This is a genomic window from Agrococcus sp. AC640b (assembly GCF_979255995.1).
Map to the genome: position 1 here is coordinate 58,400 of NZ_CEEDMM010000010.1, position 16,589 is coordinate 74,988.

19 protein-coding genes are annotated in these 16,589 nt (G+C 74.0%); 8 read left to right on the forward strand and 11 right to left on the reverse strand.

Features of this window, described 5'->3' with window-relative positions; genetic code table 11:
• Positions 1-9: 9 nt before the first annotated feature.
• A complete protein-coding gene (locus tag ACZ6H8_RS05965; RefSeq protein WP_464145454.1) occupies positions 10-1,155 on the reverse strand; it encodes an ABC transporter substrate-binding protein in 1,146 nt (381 codons plus the stop codon).
• Positions 1,156-1,250: 95 nt separating this feature from the next.
• A complete protein-coding gene (locus tag ACZ6H8_RS05970) occupies positions 1,251-2,084 on the reverse strand; it encodes a MurR/RpiR family transcriptional regulator (RefSeq protein WP_464145456.1) in 834 nt (277 codons plus the stop codon).
• 255 nt (positions 2,085-2,339) lie between these two features.
• Between ACZ6H8_RS05970 and ACZ6H8_RS05975 the strand changes: the two genes are divergently transcribed.
• Together ACZ6H8_RS05975 and ACZ6H8_RS05980 are read left to right on the forward strand one after the other, a co-directional pair.
• The gene (locus tag ACZ6H8_RS05975; protein WP_464145457.1) at positions 2,340-3,176 is read left to right on the forward strand and encodes an endonuclease domain-containing protein; all 837 of its coding nucleotides are present in this window, start codon (positions 2,340-2,342) and stop codon (positions 3,174-3,176) included.
• A 73-nt stretch (positions 3,177-3,249) separates the two neighbouring features.
• On the forward strand, positions 3,250-3,909 hold the full coding sequence (locus tag ACZ6H8_RS05980) for a GNAT family N-acetyltransferase (protein ID WP_464145459.1): 660 nt from the start codon (positions 3,250-3,252) through the stop codon (positions 3,907-3,909).
• A 3-nt stretch (positions 3,910-3,912) separates the two neighbouring features.
• On the opposite strand, the gene ACZ6H8_RS05985 is transcribed toward ACZ6H8_RS05980, so the two are convergent.
• Entirely contained in the window at positions 3,913-4,398 is a 486-nt protein-coding gene (locus ACZ6H8_RS05985; protein WP_464145461.1) for a DUF2087 domain-containing protein, read from the reverse strand.
• A gap of 120 nt (positions 4,399-4,518) precedes the next feature.
• A complete protein-coding gene (locus ACZ6H8_RS05990) occupies positions 4,519-4,956 on the reverse strand; it encodes an Lrp/AsnC family transcriptional regulator (RefSeq protein ID WP_464145463.1) in 438 nt (145 codons plus the stop codon).
• 91 nt (positions 4,957-5,047) lie between these two features.
• Between ACZ6H8_RS05990 and ddaH the strand changes: the two genes are divergently transcribed.
• The gene (gene ddaH, locus ACZ6H8_RS05995; RefSeq protein WP_464145464.1) at positions 5,048-5,893 is read left to right on the forward strand and encodes a dimethylargininase; all 846 of its coding nucleotides are present in this window, start codon (positions 5,048-5,050) and stop codon (positions 5,891-5,893) included.
• Positions 5,890-7,122: an ornithine--oxo-acid transaminase gene (gene rocD, locus ACZ6H8_RS06000; protein WP_464145466.1), complete on the forward strand. Its 1,233-nt coding sequence runs from the start codon at positions 5,890-5,892 to the stop codon at positions 7,120-7,122. The genes ddaH and rocD overlap by 4 nt, the downstream gene beginning before the upstream one ends.
• A 57-nt stretch (positions 7,123-7,179) precedes the next feature.
• Here rocD and ACZ6H8_RS06005 read toward each other — a convergent pair whose 3' ends face one another.
• Positions 7,180-7,539, reverse strand: a complete 360-nt coding sequence (locus tag ACZ6H8_RS06005; protein WP_464145486.1) for a DUF4232 domain-containing protein — start codon at positions 7,537-7,539, stop codon at positions 7,180-7,182.
• 401 nt (positions 7,540-7,940) lie between these two features.
• Between ACZ6H8_RS06005 and ACZ6H8_RS06010 the strand changes: the two genes are divergently transcribed.
• Both ACZ6H8_RS06010 and ACZ6H8_RS06015 read left to right on the forward strand, forming a co-directional pair.
• Entirely contained in the window at positions 7,941-8,378 is a 438-nt protein-coding gene (locus ACZ6H8_RS06010; RefSeq protein WP_464145468.1) for an SRPBCC family protein, read from the forward strand.
• A gap of 130 nt (positions 8,379-8,508) precedes the next feature.
• Positions 8,509-8,790 (forward strand): DUF2277 domain-containing protein, encoded by a 282-nt coding sequence (locus ACZ6H8_RS06015; protein ID WP_464145470.1) that lies wholly within the window; start codon positions 8,509-8,511, stop codon positions 8,788-8,790.
• A 39-nt stretch (positions 8,791-8,829) separates the two neighbouring features.
• Here ACZ6H8_RS06015 and ACZ6H8_RS06020 read toward each other — a convergent pair whose 3' ends face one another.
• From ACZ6H8_RS06020 to ACZ6H8_RS06030, 3 genes are read right to left on the reverse strand one after another with little or no spacing between them, the layout of a single operon-like run.
• Positions 8,830-9,267: a VOC family protein gene (locus ACZ6H8_RS06020; RefSeq protein ID WP_464145472.1), complete on the reverse strand. Its 438-nt coding sequence runs from the start codon at positions 9,265-9,267 to the stop codon at positions 8,830-8,832.
• Positions 9,268-9,327: 60 nt separating this feature from the next.
• Positions 9,328-9,780 carry a Fe-S cluster assembly sulfur transfer protein SufU gene (gene sufU / locus ACZ6H8_RS06025; protein ID WP_464145474.1) on the reverse strand — a complete coding sequence of 151 codons (453 nt, stop codon included), beginning with the start codon at positions 9,778-9,780 and terminating at the stop codon, positions 9,328-9,330.
• The gene (locus ACZ6H8_RS06030; RefSeq protein ID WP_464145476.1) at positions 9,777-11,054 is read right to left on the reverse strand and encodes a SufS family cysteine desulfurase; all 1,278 of its coding nucleotides are present in this window, start codon (positions 11,052-11,054) and stop codon (positions 9,777-9,779) included. The genes sufU and ACZ6H8_RS06030 overlap by 4 nt, the downstream gene beginning before the upstream one ends.
• 260 nt (positions 11,055-11,314) lie before the next feature.
• Here ACZ6H8_RS06030 and ACZ6H8_RS06035 point away from each other — a divergent pair, with 260 nt between their 5' ends.
• Positions 11,315-11,992: a response regulator transcription factor gene (locus ACZ6H8_RS06035; protein ID WP_464145477.1), complete on the forward strand. Its 678-nt coding sequence runs from the start codon at positions 11,315-11,317 to the stop codon at positions 11,990-11,992.
• Positions 11,985-13,307: a sensor histidine kinase gene (locus ACZ6H8_RS06040; RefSeq protein ID WP_464145478.1), complete on the forward strand. Its 1,323-nt coding sequence runs from the start codon at positions 11,985-11,987 to the stop codon at positions 13,305-13,307. The genes ACZ6H8_RS06035 and ACZ6H8_RS06040 overlap by 8 nt, the downstream gene beginning before the upstream one ends.
• A gap of 138 nt (positions 13,308-13,445) precedes the next feature.
• On the opposite strand, the gene ACZ6H8_RS06045 is transcribed toward ACZ6H8_RS06040, so the two are convergent.
• From ACZ6H8_RS06045 to ACZ6H8_RS06055, 3 genes are all read right to left on the reverse strand, one after another.
• On the reverse strand, positions 13,446-14,135 hold the full coding sequence (locus ACZ6H8_RS06045; protein WP_464145480.1) for a glycosyltransferase family 2 protein: 690 nt from the start codon (positions 14,133-14,135) through the stop codon (positions 13,446-13,448).
• Positions 14,132-15,451 (reverse strand): PIG-L family deacetylase, encoded by a 1,320-nt coding sequence (locus ACZ6H8_RS06050; protein WP_464145482.1) that lies wholly within the window; start codon positions 15,449-15,451, stop codon positions 14,132-14,134. The genes ACZ6H8_RS06045 and ACZ6H8_RS06050 overlap by 4 nt, the downstream gene beginning before the upstream one ends.
• The coding region (locus ACZ6H8_RS06055) for an acyl-CoA dehydrogenase family protein (protein WP_464145484.1) at positions 15,448-16,589 on the reverse strand (1,142 nt) is incomplete at its 5' end. The genes ACZ6H8_RS06050 and ACZ6H8_RS06055, both read right to left, overlap by 4 nt.

Here is a 16,589-nt window from a genome sequence, read left to right on the forward strand (position 1 = left end):
GGGCGGCGTCTACTGGATCGTGAGCAGGTAGTCGGCGGTCTCGTCGCGCAGCTCGACGGTCGCCTCGGGGTCGATGACCCACGCGCCGAGCTCGTCGAGCGGCAGCGCACCGGCTGGTGCGGAGACGTCGGTGCGCGTCGGATAGTCGCCTGCGACGGAGAACGGCGCGAACCCCGCTCCACCGGTCTCGGTGTCGTCGCCCATGAGGAAGTCGACCATGAGGCGTGCGGCCGCCGGGTTCGAGGCGTCCTCGGTGATGCCGAGCAGCGCCGGGAAGACGATGCCGTTCGACGGGGTCACGCCCGAGGCCGCCTGCAGCGCCCAGCCCTCCTCCTCGTTGTCGCGACGGTCGGAGTACGAGGTGAAGCCGACCGGCGGGTCCTGCTGGCCCGTGGCGCCGATCGCCGCGTTCACGGCGTCGGTGTCGTCGACGAGCACGACGTCGTTCGCGTACAGGTCGGCGAGGAACTGCTGCCCCGCGTCGGCGACGCCGTCGTCGAGCACGAGGTCGGAGCCCGTGAGCTCGGCGTACGCATCCGCCATCTCGTCGGCGCGCAGGCTCATCTCGGTCGCGAGGTCGAGGTAGTCGCCGCGGACGTTCGGGTCGACCATGATGACTCGGCCCGTCCACTCGGGCTGCGTGAGCTCCCACAGGTTCGACACGGGCGAGCCGTCCGGGTGCGCCTCCTCGTTGTACATGAGGATCTTCGTCGAGAGGCGCTGCGCGAGCAGCGGTCCCTGATGCTCCTCGGCGAGCACGTCCTCGAGCCGCTCGGGCACGTAGCCGTGCAGGATGCCGGTGTCGACGAGCTCGGGGATGACGACGGGCGCGTCGGAGAGGTACGCGACGTCTGCGGTGGCGCTGCCGGCCTCGTGCTCGGACGTGAGTCGCGTGATCATCTCGGTCGACGAGATGTCGATCGCGGTGACGTCGATGCCGGGGTACTCGGCCTCGAAGGCCTCCTCGACCGTCGCGATGCGGCTCGTGAACGCGTAGACCGTCACCGCACCCTCCTCGGTCGCGGCGGCGACGAGGTCGTCGTGGCTCATGGCGTCGTAGTCGGTCGTGTCCTCTGCCTCGGCCGTGGAGCAGCCTGCGAGCACGACGACGGCGAGCGGCAGCGCGACGAGCGCGCCGCGACGGATGGATCGCATGGGGGTGCCTTCCTGGTGGTGGTGGGTCATGCGGGGATGGAGGGGCGGTGGTGCGGTCTGGGGTGCGCGGTGGCGCAGAGGGAGGTGCTCGCGCGTCAGCGGTCGAGGCGTTCGAGCAGCGCCTCGACTCGGTCGAGCGAGCGCGAGGTGGCCTCAGGCGCATGCTCGGCGATCGTGAGCACGAGTGCGTTGGCGATCGCCATCGGCACGGTGAGCGTGTGGAAGTCGTGGCCTGCGCCGCGCGGGGCGGCGAGGGTGCGGTCGGGGCGCGGCGACAGCGACACGAGCGTGTCGGTGAGCAGCAGGCTGCGCGCACCGGACTCGCGTGCCACCTCGACGAGCTGCAGCAGCGTCGACGGTGCGCGTCGGAACGCGCACGCGAGCAGCAGGTCGCCCGCTCCGAGCCCCGCGGCGCGCTCGGCGACGTCGCGCCGGGACCCCTCGATCCGCACGACCTGCATGCCGAAGCGGGCGAGCCTGCGCGCGAGCTGCTCGACGAGGACGAGCGCGTTGCCCTGCCCGTGGACGTGGACGCGTCGGGCCGCGAGCACGTCGGCGGCTGCCGCGTCGAGGTCGGCCTGCCGCACGTGCAGGCTCACGGCGCGCAGCGTCTCCATCTCCTCGACGAGGAAGCCGGAGAGCAGGTCGGGCTCGGTCGTGCGCCCGATGCGATTGCGCATGCGCTGCGACGGCCCGTCGCCTGCCAGGTAGTCGCTGCGGAGTGCATCGCGCAGCTGCGGGTAGCCGTCGTAGCCGAGGCGCTGCGCGAGGCGGGTCGCCGCCGACTCGTGCAGCCCCAGCGGTGCCGTGAGGTCGACGGCGCGCTCGAACGCGACCTCGTGCGGGCGCGCCCGCATGGCCGAGACGAGCCGACGGTCGGTGTCGGTGAGTCGTTCGCCGTGCTGCTCGGCGAGCCTGGTGATGAGCACGTCTCGGACGCTAGGCGCAAGGCGATTTGCAGTGAGCGCAAGCGAGGCATGTTCATTCCCCGTTCACAGAGCGTTCCCCGCTCCGGCGCCCTGCGGCAGGGCTGGGTGGCATGCGGGGCCGTCGCGATGCGGCACGAGCGGGCTCTCGAGTGGAATGCGCCCTCGTCGTCCCTCACAGGCCGCATCGCGTCGGCTCGCTCCCCATCGCGCGGCGCTGTCCGTGCCGCACGGCGCCCTTCCCGACATCCTCTGGGCATGGTCGACCTCCTGCTCCACCGCCTCGGCGTGCTGTCCACCGCACAGCTCGCCGAGCTCGGACTCTCGAGGCACGAGCGGGCCGTCGCGGTCGCACGGGGCAGGCTCGTGCACGTGCGCCGCGGCTGGTACGCGCGGCCGGACGCCGATGCGTCGGTCGTCGCCGCCGTGAGCGCCCAGGGATGCGTCTCGTGCGCGAGCGCCCTGCGGCTGCACGGCGTGTGGGTGCCGGAGTCGATGGGCTCAGCGCACGTCCGTCACCCGACGCATCGCCGCGACGAAGGCCGTCGCGGCTGCCGCCCGTTCGGCACGAACCCCGCGGTGCGCGCGGCCCTCGACGACGTCGAGACCGCGTTCCGATGCGCCCTGCGGTGCGGCTCCGCGGAGGACGTCGTCGTGATCGCCGACTCGCTGCTGCACCTCGGGCTCGCCACGCGCGAGGAGCTCGCATCGTGGAGCGCCGGAGCACCCGGTCGCATCGTCGCGCTGCTCGACCAGACGGACGCTGCCGAGTCCGGGCTCGAGAGCATCGTGCGCGTGCGCCTGCGAGCGTGTCGCATCCGAGTGCGGCCGCAGGTGTGGATCGGTCGGCATCGCGTCGACCTCGTGGTCGGCGACCGGCTGGTGGTCGAGTGCGACGGCGCCGAGCACCACGGCGGATGGGACGCGCAGGCGGCCGACCGTGCAGGCGACCGCGCCCTGGTCGTGGCCGGCTACCTCGTGGTGCGGCTGAGCTACCGCCAGGTGCTCGACGACTGGGAGGCCGTGGAGCAGGACCTGCTCGCGCTCGTGCGACGAGACGCGCATCGGTGGCCACGCCGTCGCGATGCGGTCTGAGCGAGCATTCGGGTGGAATGCACCCTCCAACGGCCGCTCAGGCCGCATCGCGGCGGCAGGGTAGCGTCGCCGCATGCGCTCCTGGCCCCTGTTCGACCTCGTCCTGCGCACCCCGCGGCTCGAGCTGCGACCGCTGCGCGACGAGGACCTCGACGACGTCGTCGACGCGGCGCTCAGCGGCATCCACGGTGGCGAGGTCGCGCCGTTCCCTCGGCGGTGGAACGTGGGCACGCCCGACGAGGTGCGCCGCCGCGTCCTGCAGTTCCAGTGGCGGCAGCGCGCGAGCCTCGAGCCGGAGGACTGGACGGTGCAGCTCGGCGTCCGCCTCGATGGCCGCGTCGTCGGCGTGCAGGACCTCGCGGCCGTCGACTTCGCCACGCGCCGCACCGTCACCACCGGATCGTGGCTGCGGCAGGACGTGCACGGGCGCGGCGTCGGCACCGAGATGCGCGCCGCCGTGCTGCTGCTGGCGTTCGACCACCTGGGTGCCGAGGTCGCCGAGACGTCGTACGCCGAGGGCAACCGTCCGTCCGCGGGCGTCTCGCGTCGTCTCGGCTACCGCGACAACGGCACCTCTCGCATGCGGGTCTCGGGCTTCGGAGGCGAGGATGCGACCGTCGTCGACGATCGCCGCATGCGCCTCGAGGCCGCCGATCTCGCGCGCCCCGACTGGACGCTCGCCGTCGAGGGATGGGAGGCGGCGCGCGCGGACCTGCTCGGCGACGACGCCTGATCGTCAGTCGGCTCGACGGTAGACGCGCCCCTCGGGGTCGCGGGTGACGAGGCCGGCGTCGACGAGCTCGCGGCGCAGCGTCACCGGGTCGCGCCACACCGCGCCGAGTCGCGCCGTGACCGTGGGCTCGTCGAGCTCCTCGCCGTCGGCGATGGCCTGCTGCATCGCCCATGTCATGAGCGCGAGGCGGTCGCCCGGCCTGCGCGGCCAGTCGCGGATGCGCCCATCGTGCACGAACCGCTCGATGCCCACGCGGCTGTGCGCGTGGTCGAGCGTCGCCGTGAACGGGTCGCGCGCCCACACGAGGCCGTCGACGACCTCGACGAGCCCGACGCGTTCGAGGGCGTCGATGCGTCGTCGGTCGGGCGCAGGCAGTCGCGCGACGTCGAGCGGTGCGAGCCTCGACGACGCCATGGTCGCCTCGGCGAACAGCAGGCGACGGGCCTCGTCGGCGAGCACGGCGAGCAGCGGGCGCGGATCGGCGGGCATCCCAGCAGGCTAGTGCCGACACGGCCGACGCGCCCGATCCGAGCGGCGTGCTCGATGCGACGCACGCGCGCAGCCGGTGCACCGCACCGGCGCGCACGCCGCAGCAGCGCGCGAGCCGCGTCAGCGGGCGACGCGCGTGACGAGCTTCGACAGCACGATCGCCGAGCGGGTGTGGTCGACCGACGACGCGGCCCGCACCTTCTCGAGCGCCTCCTCGAGCGCGATCACGTCGCGTGCGCGCATGATGACGATCGCATCCGCCTCGCCCGTGACCGTGCCCGCCTCGACGATCTCGGGCACGCCCGAGAGGATGCGCTTGAGGTCGGTGGGCGAGACGGTGCCGCGGCAGAACAGCTCGACGTAGGCCTCGGTCGCGAGCCCTTCGACCTTCGGGTCGACCTGCACGGTGAAGCCTCGGATGATGCCGTCGGCGACGAGGCGGTCGACGCGACGCTTCACGGCGGATGCGGACAGGCCCACGACCTGGCCGATGTCGCCGTAGCCGGCGCGGGCGTTGGTGCGCAGCTGGTCGATGATGCCCTGGTCGATGCGGTCCATACGCAAGATCGTATGGCCTAGCACCTGAACTTGCATGCATCTTGCGTCGGAACCGCCTGTGGCGCGCGACATCGCTGCGAGCATGGAAGGCATGCAGCCCGATCTCGCAACCCGTCCCACCCCCGAGCAGGCGAGCCGCACCGCCGTCCACAAGACGGTGCTCATGTGCCGCCCCGACTACTTCACGGTGAGCTACCGCATCAATCCGTGGATGCATCCCGAGCATCCCACGAGCACCGACACGGCGGTGGCGCAGTGGGAGACCCTGCACGCGGCGTATCGGGCACTCGGCTACGACGTGCACCTCATCGACCCCGTCGACGGCCTCAACGACATGGTCTACTCCGCCAACGGCGGCTTCACCCTCGACGGCAAGGCCTACGGCGCCCTCTTCACCTACGAGCAGCGCGCCCCCGAGGGCCCGGCGTACATGGCATGGCTCGAGGAGGCCGGCTTCGAGGTGCACGCACCCGAGCACGTCAACGAGGGCGAGGGCGACTTCCTCGTCTCCGGCGATGCGATCCTCGCGGGCCACGGCTTCCGCACGACCCTCGAGTCACACGACGAGCTGCGCAGCATCTTCGGCCGCGAGGTCGTGAGCCTGCGCCTCGTCGACCCGGCGTTCTACCACCTCGACACCGCGATCGCGATCCTCGACGACGAGAACATCGCATACCTGCCCACGGCGTTCGACGACGCGAGCCGGGCCGAGCTCGAGCGTCGCTACCCGGATGCGATCCACGTCGACGAGACCGATGCGGCCGTGCTGGGGCTCAACTCCTTCGGCGACGGCGCCTCGATGGTCATCGCAGCGCGCGCGACCGGCTTCGACCGCGATCTGCAGGCGCGCGGGTACGCGACCGTCGGCGTCGACCTGTCCGAGCTGCTGCTGGGCGGCGGCGGCGTGAAGTGCTGCACGCTGGAGCTGCGCCGATGAGCGCCTCGTCGACCGCGGCATCCACCGCCACCCGCACGGCCACGGCGATCGCACAGGTCGAGCGGCACGCGGCGCACAACTACCACCCGCTGCCGGTCGTCGTGGAGTCGGCGTCGGGGGCATGGGTGACCGACGTCGACGGGCGTCGATTCCTCGACTGCCTCGCCGCCTACTCGGCGGTGAACTTCGGCCACGGCAACCCGCGCCTCGTGGCCGCCGCGAAGGCGCAGCTCGACCGCGTCACCCTCACGAGCCGCGCGTTCCACTCCGCTGCGCTCGGCCCGTTCGTCGCCGAGCTCGCCGCCCTCGCCGGCAAGGAGATGGTCCTGCCGATGAACACGGGTGCCGAGGCCGTCGAGTCGGGCATCAAGGTCGCCCGTCGCTGGGCGTACGAGGTGAAGGGCGTGGCTGATGGGCAGGCCGAGATCATCGTCGCCTCCGGCAACTTCCACGGGCGCACGACGACGATCGTGTCGTTCTCCGACGACCAGGAGGCGCGCGAGGGCTTCGGGCCGTTCACGCCCGGCTTCGTCACCGTGCCCTATGGGGACGCCGACGCGCTCGCCGCCGCGATCACGCCGCGCACCGCCGCCGTGCTGCTCGAGCCCATCCAGGGCGAGGCGGGCGTGGGCATCCCACCTGCCGACTACCTGCCGCGGGTGCGCGAGATCACGCGCGAGCAGCACGTGCTGCTCATCGCAGACGAGATCCAGTCGGGCCTCGGTCGCACGGGTGCCACCTTCCGCTGCGAGCAGCTGGGCGTCGTGCCCGACCTGTACCTGCTCGGCAAGGCCCTCGGCGGCGGCATCGTGCCGGTGTCTGCCGTCGTCGGCGACGCAGCGGTGCTGGGAGTGCTGACGCCCGGGTCGCACGGCTCGACCTTCGGGGGCAATCCGCTCGCGGCGGCCGTCGGCCTCGAGGTCGTGCGGATGCTCGCCGAGGGCGACATGCAGCGGCGCGCGCTGACCCTCGGCGCCAGGCTCGAGGCTGGGCTGCAGGCGTTCGTCGGCCGAGGCGTCACCGCCGTGCGGTGCGCGGGGCTGTGGGCGGGCATCGACATCGACCCCGACGTCGCGTCGGCGCGCGAGGTGTGCCTGCGGCTCATGGACGCCGGCGTGCTCGCGAAGGACACCCACGGCCAGACCGTGCGCCTCGCGCCGCCCATCGTCATCGAGGAGTCGGAGATCGACATGCTGCTCGAGGCGTTCGAGGCGGCGCTCGCCGGCTGACGGTGACGCGGCGCTGCTGCGTGCCGTCGAGGATGCTGCCGCGCGCCGCGGCCGGTCTCAGCCGACGATCGGGTCGATCGTGATCCAGTCGACGTCGCCGGCGCACGCCTCGAGGCCGTCGACCTCGACGAGCACGGCCTCGGTCGAGCCCGGCGGGTAGACGCGCCAGCCGTCGGCGGGCTGCGGCTGGCACGCGTCGCCGAGCGGGCCGCCGCCGCCGGCGACGTTCACCATGCGCATGGATGCCGTCGCCGTCGATCCCGGCTGCAGCGCGACGGTCTCGAACGCGGCGTCGGAGCGGTCGGCGGGCTGCCCGATCTGCGTGCCGTCGCCGCCGCCGACGGCGGAGATGCCGGGGAAGCCCGCGAGGGTGCACGGCTCCGCGCCGACGTGCTCGAACGTGAACGTCACGGTCACCGATCCGGCACCCGCGTCGCCGGTCTGCTGCGTGATGGCGAGGTCGTCGATGCCGCACGCGCCCTCCGGGGCGGTCGGCGACGCGCTGGGGTCGGCGGTGCCGCTCGGGGGTGCGGACGGCGACGGGCTGGCGGGTTGCGCGCTGTCGCTGGAGGTCGGCGTCGGCGTGCCGCTCGGCACCTGCTCGCCGCTGCCGCAGCCAGCGAGCGTGAGCACGGCGGCGGCGGCGATGGCGACGGAGGTGGTGAGGCGCATGCCAGCACGATCCTCCCCTCTGCGCGGCACGCCCGAGGGGCTTGCCCCAGCGGGCACGGCAGGAGCACCATGCGCTCTCACGGGGGGCGATCCGCGACGCATGCCGCATGCGGCATCCATCGAGGTGGGGTTGGAATGATGGATGCGTGGCATCCGACCTCCGCTTCCGTTCCGTGTGGACGATCGCGGCCGAGCCGAGCGTCGTGCACGCAGCGCTCGCCGACGTCGCCGCGTATGCGCGGTGGTGGCCGAGCGTCGTGCAGGGCACCGTCGAGGATGCGGGCGACGGCTGGATCGCGATGCGCGGTCCGTTGCCGTACACGCTGCGCGTGCGCCTCATCGGCATGCCTGCGGCCGACGGCGTGCTGGCGGCGCGCGTGAGCGGCGACCTGCTCGGCTGGTGCTCGTGGCACGTGTCGCCGAGCGCCGACGGTGGCACGCACGTGGTCTTCCAGCAGCACGTCATCCTGCGCCGCCGCTCGCTGCAGGCGATCGCGCGCGTCGCGGCCGGCCGGCTGCGCGCGAATCACGCCGCCGTCATGCGTGCAGGCGAGGCCGGGTTGCGGGCGCAGCTCGAGCGCTGAGGCGCCCCGCCTGGTCGCTCGATGCGCGCGAGTGGTCGACGGTCGTCGCGATCGCACTCGGATCGCCGCATCCGGCGACCACTGCTGCTGGGGGTGGATGCGCGCGCCACGCAGGCGTACCGTGACGGCCATGTGCCGCAACATCACGACCCTGCGCGGTCTCGAGCCCGCAGCCAACGACGACGAGGTCGAGGCCGCCGCGCGTCAGTACGTGCGCAAGGTGTCGGGGATCACGCATCCCACCGATCGCACGCGCGAGGCGTTCGAGCGCGCCGTCGCCGAGATCGCCCACATCACCGAGCATCTGCTCGACGAGCTGCCCGAGCGCAGGCAGCCGCCGAAGACCGTGCCGCCGCTGCGCAGGCCAGAGGTGCAGGCGCGCATCGCCGCCCGAGAGGCTGCGGCGAGCTGACGCGACGGGGCGTGCGGCGCCCGGCCGCCCTCGATCGGATCAGGCGGGGGCGTGGAGCTCGAGCGCGATGTGGTCGGGGTCGCGGAACTCGAGGATGAAGCCCGCGCCGATGTCCTTCACGCCCTCGTGCGCGACGCCGAGCCTGTCGAGCGTGGCGACGGCATCGTCGAGGACGGCGCGGGAGGCGACCGCGAAGCTCAGGTGGTCGAGTCCGACGCGGTCCTCGTCGTGGCGATCTGCGGCTGGGGCCACGGGACGCAGGCCGAGCAGGCCGCCTGGGAACTGGTAGATGACGCCGCCGAAGAGGAACGCCAGCTGCTCCTTCGTCTCGTCGTCGGCATCCGCGGGCGGGGCCTCGAACGCGACGTCGAAGCCGAACACGTCGTCGTAGAACGCCCGTGACCTCGCGATGTCGGTGACGGTGAGGCGAACGTGGGCGTAGTCGGTGACGGCGACGGGCATCGGTGCTCCTGACATCGGTGGAGCCTCGACGCTAGGCGTTCCGAGCTGGCCGTCGCGCGGCCTTGACGGCACGCGTCAGTCGCGGGCCGTGACCTGCCGCAGCGTGTCCTCGAGCGCGACCCACGGCAGCATCGCGCACTTCACGCGCATCGGGAACTTCGCGACGCCCTCGAACGCCGACGCGTCGCCGAGCAGCTCGAGGTCGGCGTCGTCGTGCTCGCCGCGCGTGCGCAGCACACGGCGCAGCGCATCCACCCGCTGCTGCGCGGCCTCGCGCGTGAGCCCCGGCACGTCCTGGCCGAGGATCGAGGCCGACGCCTGCGAGATCGAGCAGCCCTGGCCCTCCCAGCCCACGGCGACGACGGTGGCGCCGTCGACCGTGATGCGCAGGCGCACCTCGTCGCCGCACGTCGGGTTGCGTTCGAAGCGCTCCGCGTGCGCGTCGTCGGCTGGCAGCGCACCCTCGCCGTGCCTCGCCTTCGCGTGATCGAGGATGATCTGCTGGTACAGGTCGTCGAGCCCGCTCATCGCCCCACCCCGAAGTAGGCGCGCACGCCGCTGACGGCGTCGAGGAACCGGTCGACCTCGGCCTCGGTCGTGTACAGGTACGTGCTCGCGCGCGTCGTCGCGGCGACGCCGAGGCGACGATGCAGCGGCTGCGCGCAGTGGTGGCCGACGCGGGCCGCGATGCCCTGCGCGTCGAGCACCTGGCCGACGTCGTGCGCGTGCACGCCGTCGACGACGACGCTCGCGATGCCGGCGCGCTCCTGCCCGGGCTGCGGGCCGACGATGCGGATGCCGTCGATCGTCGCGAGGCCGTCGACGAGCCGCTGCCCCAGCGCGTGCTCGTGCGCGGCGATCGCCTCGAGGCCGACGCCGTCGAGGTAGTCGGCCGCGGCTGCGAGGCCCACGGCCTGGTTCACCGGCTGCGTGCCCGCCTCGAAGCGCTGCGGTGGGGGCATCCACTCGGCGTCCTCGAGGGTGACGGTCGTGATCATCGATCCGCCGGTGCGCGCCGGCGGCAGCGCGACGCCGAGCTCGCGACGCAGGTACAGCACGCCGATGCCGCCGGCGCCGAGCATCTTGTGCGCCGAGAAGGCGGCGGCGTCGACGTCGAGCGCATGCAGGTCGAGCGGCATGTGCGGCGCCGACTGGCACGCGTCGAGCACCGTGAGCGCGCCGACGGCGCGCGCGGCCGCGACGACGTCGGCGACGGGCGCGACGAGGCCGGTGACGTTGCCGACGTGCGCGAACGCGACGACGCGCGTGCGCTCGTCGATCGCGGCGACGGCTGCCTCGGCCCTCCACACGCCGTCGTCGTCGACGGGCACGATGCGCAGCGTCGCACCCGTGGCGGCCGCGAGGTCCTGCCACGGCAGCAGGTTGGCGTGATGCTCGGCCTCGGTCGTGACGATGACGTCGCCGGGGCCGAGGTCGACGATGGGATCGTGCGGCGAGCGCTGCGCGCGCGCGAGCGCGATCGACACGGTGTTGAGGGCGTCGGTGGCGTTGGACGCCCAGCTGATCTCGTCGGCGTCGGCGCCGACGAACGCGGCGACGCGCTCGCGGGCGTCCTCGTAGGCGACGGTCGCGAGCGCGGCGAGCGTGTGCGCGCCGCGATGCACGGCGGCCGTGCGCGTCTCGGCGAACGCGCGCTCGACGTCGAGCACGGGCGTCGGCCGCAGCGCCGTCGCGCCGGAGTCGAGGTAGGCCAGGGGGTGCCCCTGCACCTCCTCGGCGAGCTGCGGGAAGTCGGCGCGGATGCGCTCGAGTGCGTCGGGTGCGATCGAATGGTGCTGCATGCGTCCTCCGTGCCGGGCTGGCCGACGTCCAATCCTCTCGCGCGGCGCCGTCGCCGGTCGACTCGCGAGGTCATGCCGATCGCGAACACGTGGCCCGCTGGTGCTCCCGCCGCGATCGGTCACCCGATGTCGTGACTCGCGTCGGATCGCCGCGTCGAGTGACCACTCGCGGACATCGAGCGACCGATCGGGCGGTGGCGGGCGGGCGCGACGCGCGCCGTTCAGCCCCGCGTCAGCGCCGAGCCGCCAGGATCGGGAGCATGCGGGTGCTGCTGGTCGACGACGAGGTGCGGCTCGCCGACGGCGTGCGCCGCGGCCTCGAGGCAGAGGGCATGACGGTCGACGTCGCCCACGACGGCGTCGACGGCCTGTGGCGCGTGCGCGAGTTCGCGTACGACGTCGTGCTGCTCGACGTCATGATGCCCGGCATGTCCGGCTACCGCGTCTGCCAGACGATGCGGTCGGAGGGCATCTGGACGCCCGTGCTGTTCCTCACCGCGAAGGACGGCGAATGGGATGAGGTCGAGGGGCTCGACACCGGCGGCGACGACTGGCTCACGAAGCCGTTCTCGTTCCCCGTGCTCGTCGCTCGCATCCGCGCCCTCGTGCGTCGCGGCGGCCGCGAACGACCCGTCGTGCTCGAGGCGGGCGACCTGCGACTCGACCCCGCGGCCCGCACCGTGCACCGCGGCGACGCCGAAGTCGACCTCACGGCACGTGAGCTCGCCGTGCTCGAGCTGCTCATGCGCCGCAAGGGCGAGGCGGTGACGAAGACGCAGGTGCTCGACGACGTGTGGAGCGAGGACTTCGACGGCGACCCGAACATCGTCGAGGTGTACGTCGGCCGCATCCGCCGCAAGGTCGACCGCCCCTTCGGGCGCGACGCGATCCAGACGGTGCGCGGCGCCGGCTACAGACTGGCGGCCGACGGTGGCTGAGCGTGCCGCGTGGCGCGCGTCCATCCGCCTGCGCATCACGGCGGCCGCGCTCGCGGTCGTGCTCGTCGCGTTCGGCGTCGGCTCGGTCGCGCTCGTGTGGACGCTCGATCGGCTGCTGCAGGCGTCGGTCGCCGAGCAGCTCTCCGACGAGCTCGCCGCGCTCGCCGAGGGCGTCGAGGCCGGCACGATCCAGACGGCGGCGCTCGTGCAGCGCGACGACGACGTGCTCGTGGCGCTGCGCACCGCGGCGGGCGTGACCGTGAACGCGGATGCCGCGGCGCTGCTGCCGCTGCCGCCTGGCACGGAGCCGATCGTCGCGGAGGTCGACGGCGCCACCCACGTCGTCGTCGCCGCGGACGTCGCAGGGGTCGGCACGCTCGTCGTCGCGCGGTCGATCGAGGACGTCGACGATGCCGTGCGCACCGCGACGGTGCTGCTGGCGTTCGCGGTGCCGCTCGCGGTCGTGCTCATCGGCACGATCGTGTGGATCGTCGTCGGCCGTGCCCTCGCACCCGTCGACCGCATCCGCGCGCAGGTCGACCGCCTCGACGCGACCGCGCTCGACCTGCGGGTGCCGACGACGGGCTCCGGCGACGAGGTCGACCGGCTCGCGGCGACGATGAACCGCATGCTCGCGCGCGTCGAGGAGGGCACGAGGGCCAGGCAGCGGTTCGTGTCGGATGCGTCGCACGAGCTGCGCTCGCCGCTGGCGACCATGCGGCAGTTCGCGGAGCTCTCGAGGGCGCATCCCGGTGCGACGACCCCCGGCGAGCTCGCCGACGTCGTGCTCGACGAGGGCGAGCGCATGCACGGCATCGTCGAGGGGCTGCTGCTGCTGGCGCGGCTCGACGAGCACGGGCCCGTGCAGCGGCGCACGGTCGACCTCGACGACGTGGCGCACGCGGAGGTCGCTCGGGTGCGGCAGCTCGGATGCGTCGTCGACGGCTCCACGATCCGCGCCGCCGCCGTCGCAGGCGACGCGCGGCTCGTGGCACGGGCAGTGCGCAACCTCGTCGACAACGCGCTGCGGCACTCGGCGTCGCGCATCGCGCTCGGGTCGGTCGTGCGCGATGGGCGCGCGATGGTGTGGGTCGACGACGACGGATCCGGGGTCGCCGCGGCGGAGCGGCAGCGTGTGTTCGAGCGGTTCGTGCGGCTCGACGAGGCGCGGGCGCGCGACGACGGCGGCTCGGGCCTCGGGCTCGCGATCGTGCGCGAGGTGGCGCGAGCGCACGGCGGCGACGCGTGGGTGACGGCCTCGCCGCTCGGGGGTGCCCGCTTCGTGCTCGAGCTGCCCGCGGCCGCATCCCACTGACCCGCATCCCACCGACCACCTCCTCAGGACAGCCGCGCCCCAGGTTGATGCGTTTCGCAGGCGATCCGGGGTGGTCGAGGGGTATCTTCCCTCGGACCCCCGTGATCGCCTGCGAAACGCACCAGGGTAGAGGGCGGGTCAGTCCTGCAGGGTGATCGTGCGCAGATGGCCGGCGAAGCCGCTGGGCGCTCGCCCGTCGCGGCGGCCGGAGGTCAGCACCGAGCCGCGGTTCGTCGTCACGACGCGGTGGCGCGCGTCGCGCAGCGCGGTCACGAGCGACACGTCCTCGTGCGCGGCGAGCGGCGCGAAGCCGCCCACCGCGAGATAGGCGTCGAGGCGCACGCCGAGGTTGGCCCCGTGGATGCGGTCGCCCTGCTGCGCGCGTGCGTGCCAGCGGGCGAGCGTGGCGGCGCCGGCGTCGTCCGCGCGCAGGTGCACGAGCCCCAGCACGGCGTCGGCACCGGCATCGGCGAGCGCGAGGTGCACCGTGAGCCAGTCGGGAGGCACGACGCTGTCGGCGTCGGTCGACGCGATCCACACGCTCGCGGCATCGTTGCGGTCGACGCCGGCGGCGAGCGTCTCGACGCCGACGTGCCGTGCGATGCCCACGCGGGCCGCGCCGACCGTCACGACCTCGACGTCGGCGTGCGCAGCGGCGAGCGCGGCGGTGTCGTCTCGGCAGTCGTCCGCGACGACGACGACGCGCACGGCGACGCCGCGCGCAGCCGCCGCGGCTCGTGCTGCTGCGATGGCGTCGAGGCAGCGGTCGATGCGCTGCGCCTCGTCGCGCGCCGGCACGACGACGAGCACCTCGCGGATGCGCGTCATCGGTCGGCCCTGGGCATCGAGGAGCGGGGCGCGCGCAGCTCCATGCGCACGTCGCCGTCCGCGTAGGAGGCCGCCCTCGGCGGCAGCCGCTCGTCGTCGAACGCGTCGTGCACGGCCTCGGCGTCGAGCGGCCAGCCGCGCACGGGATGCCGCCAGTGGCACAGCACGACCGCGCCGCCAGGGCGCAGGCTCGCCGCGACGCGTGTCACGAGCCGCGCGAGGGCGGCGGGGGAGAGGAAGTAGCCGACCTCGGAGACGACGACGAGGTCGAACGCGCCCTCCGGCCACGCCTGCGGCACCGAGCCGTGCACGAGCCGCACGGGCAGCGAGCGCAGCCTGGCGGCGGCACGGGCGAGCGCCGCCGTCGACGACTCGATCGCCACGACCTCGTCGGCGCGTGCGGCGAGCGCCGCCGTCGTCACCCCGGTCGAGCATCCGACCTCGAGCACGCGCCCGAGGCGCTCGGTGGGCAGCATCGCCAGCAGCAGCGTGCGCTTGCGCAGCTCGTACCACCGGTCGTCGGCACCCCACGGCTCGTCGTGCTGCTCGTGCAGCCGGTCGAGGCGGTCATCGACGGCGCGGTCGGCGACGACGAGGAAGCGCTCGACGCGTGTGCGGAAGTGCGCCAGCACGTGCTCGCCGAGCAGCACCTCGTCGCCGGGCTGGTCGGAGAGCGGATGCAGCTGGCTCGCGTGCGCGTCGATCGCCGCCGCCTTCGCGTGCACCTCGTGGTCGTCGAGCGCGAGGTGCACGACCTGCGCGTGCGTCAGCGCGGAGGGGTCGGATGCGTGCAGCAGCCAGATCGGGTACTCGAGCAGCCGCGCGTCGGTGCGGGCGGCCGCGATGGCCGCTGCACGGCCCGCCGCGTCGTGGTCGGCGTGCCCGTCGTGCCGGTAGGGCGCGACGAGCACGGTGTCGCGGCCGTCGCCGAGCACGTCGACGAGCGCCGCGATCACGGCATCCTCGTGGTCGGCGACCGTGCCGTCGGGGATGCCGAGGTGGTGCAGCCGTGCGGCGTCGACGCCGAGCGCGGCGGCCGCGACGATCGACTCGCGACGCCTGCGCTCGCCGAGCTCGGCGCGCGAGTGCGTGGGGGAGCGCGGATGCGAGGCGTCGCCGTCGGTGAGCAGCACCACCTCCACGGGCACGCCCGCGCTCGTGCACCGTGCGAGGAGGCCGCCTGCGCCGAGCGACTCGTCGTCGGGATGCGCGGCGACGACCACGACGCGGGTCGCGGCGGCGACGTCGATCGCGGGGCCGGTCGTCGACGCCCACGTCGACACCGGTCGGCCGTCGTCGTCGTGGCGGAACGTCACCACGGCGCCTTCGCCTCGGCTGCGGACGCGGACTGCGAGGCGTCGAGCGCTGCGCCCTCGAGCACGGCGCGGCCGAGCGCGACGTCGTCGCGGTCGCCGTGATGCTGTCGCACGTAGATGCGCAGGTCGGCGACGCGTCGGGCGTGGACGGCGTCGAGCGCGAGCGGTGCCGGCCCCATGGCGCGGTCGGCGCAGCGCAGCACCTCGTCGACGGTCGCGGCGGCGACGCCGCGGGCTCGCAGGGCGAGGGCGGCGGGGTCGGGCACGTCGCCGGCGTCGATCCTCGCCGCCGCGTCCGCGAGCGTCGCGGCGCTCGCGGCGAGGGCACGGTCGATGCGCCCCAGCAGCATGAGCGCGACCTGATCGGGGTCGCGGCGCCTGCTCGCGCCCAGCACGGTGCGTGCGACGCCGACGGCGCCACCGTGCCAGACGGCGGCGACCCCGATGCCGCCCCACGCGAATCCGGCGCGGTCGAGGTACCAGCCGGGATCGCCGACGGGCGTCGCGGGCACGTCGTCGAGACGGATGGGCACGCTGGGCACGTCGGCGAGGCCGTGCGATGCCCACGCCGACGCGTGGTCGACGCGCACGCCGCGGTGGCCGAGGTCGATCGCGAACAGGCCGCGACGGTCGCCGACGTGCGCGGTGACGAGCGCGCCGTCGAGCCTGCCTGCGAGGGAGCACCACGGCTTCGAGCCGCCGAGTCGCCATCCATCGGCACCCTCGTGCGCCTCGAGGCGGTGCCCGGCACCCTCGGCGGCGAAGACGCCCCACGTTCGCGGATCGCCGATGCGCGGACGCTCGCCGGCCTCGCCGAGGATCGCGAGCGCGTCGAGGTGCGGCTCGACGGCGCGCGCGACGCCCACGTCGATCGCCGCGATCGACGCGAGCGCCGACCAGAGCGTCGCGGTGGCGCCGGAGGCGGGCGCGGGCAACGCGTCGCCGATCGCGGGTGCGGCGGCGAGCGCGGCGCCGATGCGGTCGCCGGATGCGTCGCGGGCGGCGGCGGTGGCGAGCGCGGCCACCGCGCGCACGCCGTGCGCATCGGCGTGGTGCGACAGCAGCACCGTCGGCGCAGCGTCAGCGCCAGCGCCAGCGCCAGCGGCATCGGCAGTGGCCTCGTCTGCACCGCCGCTCG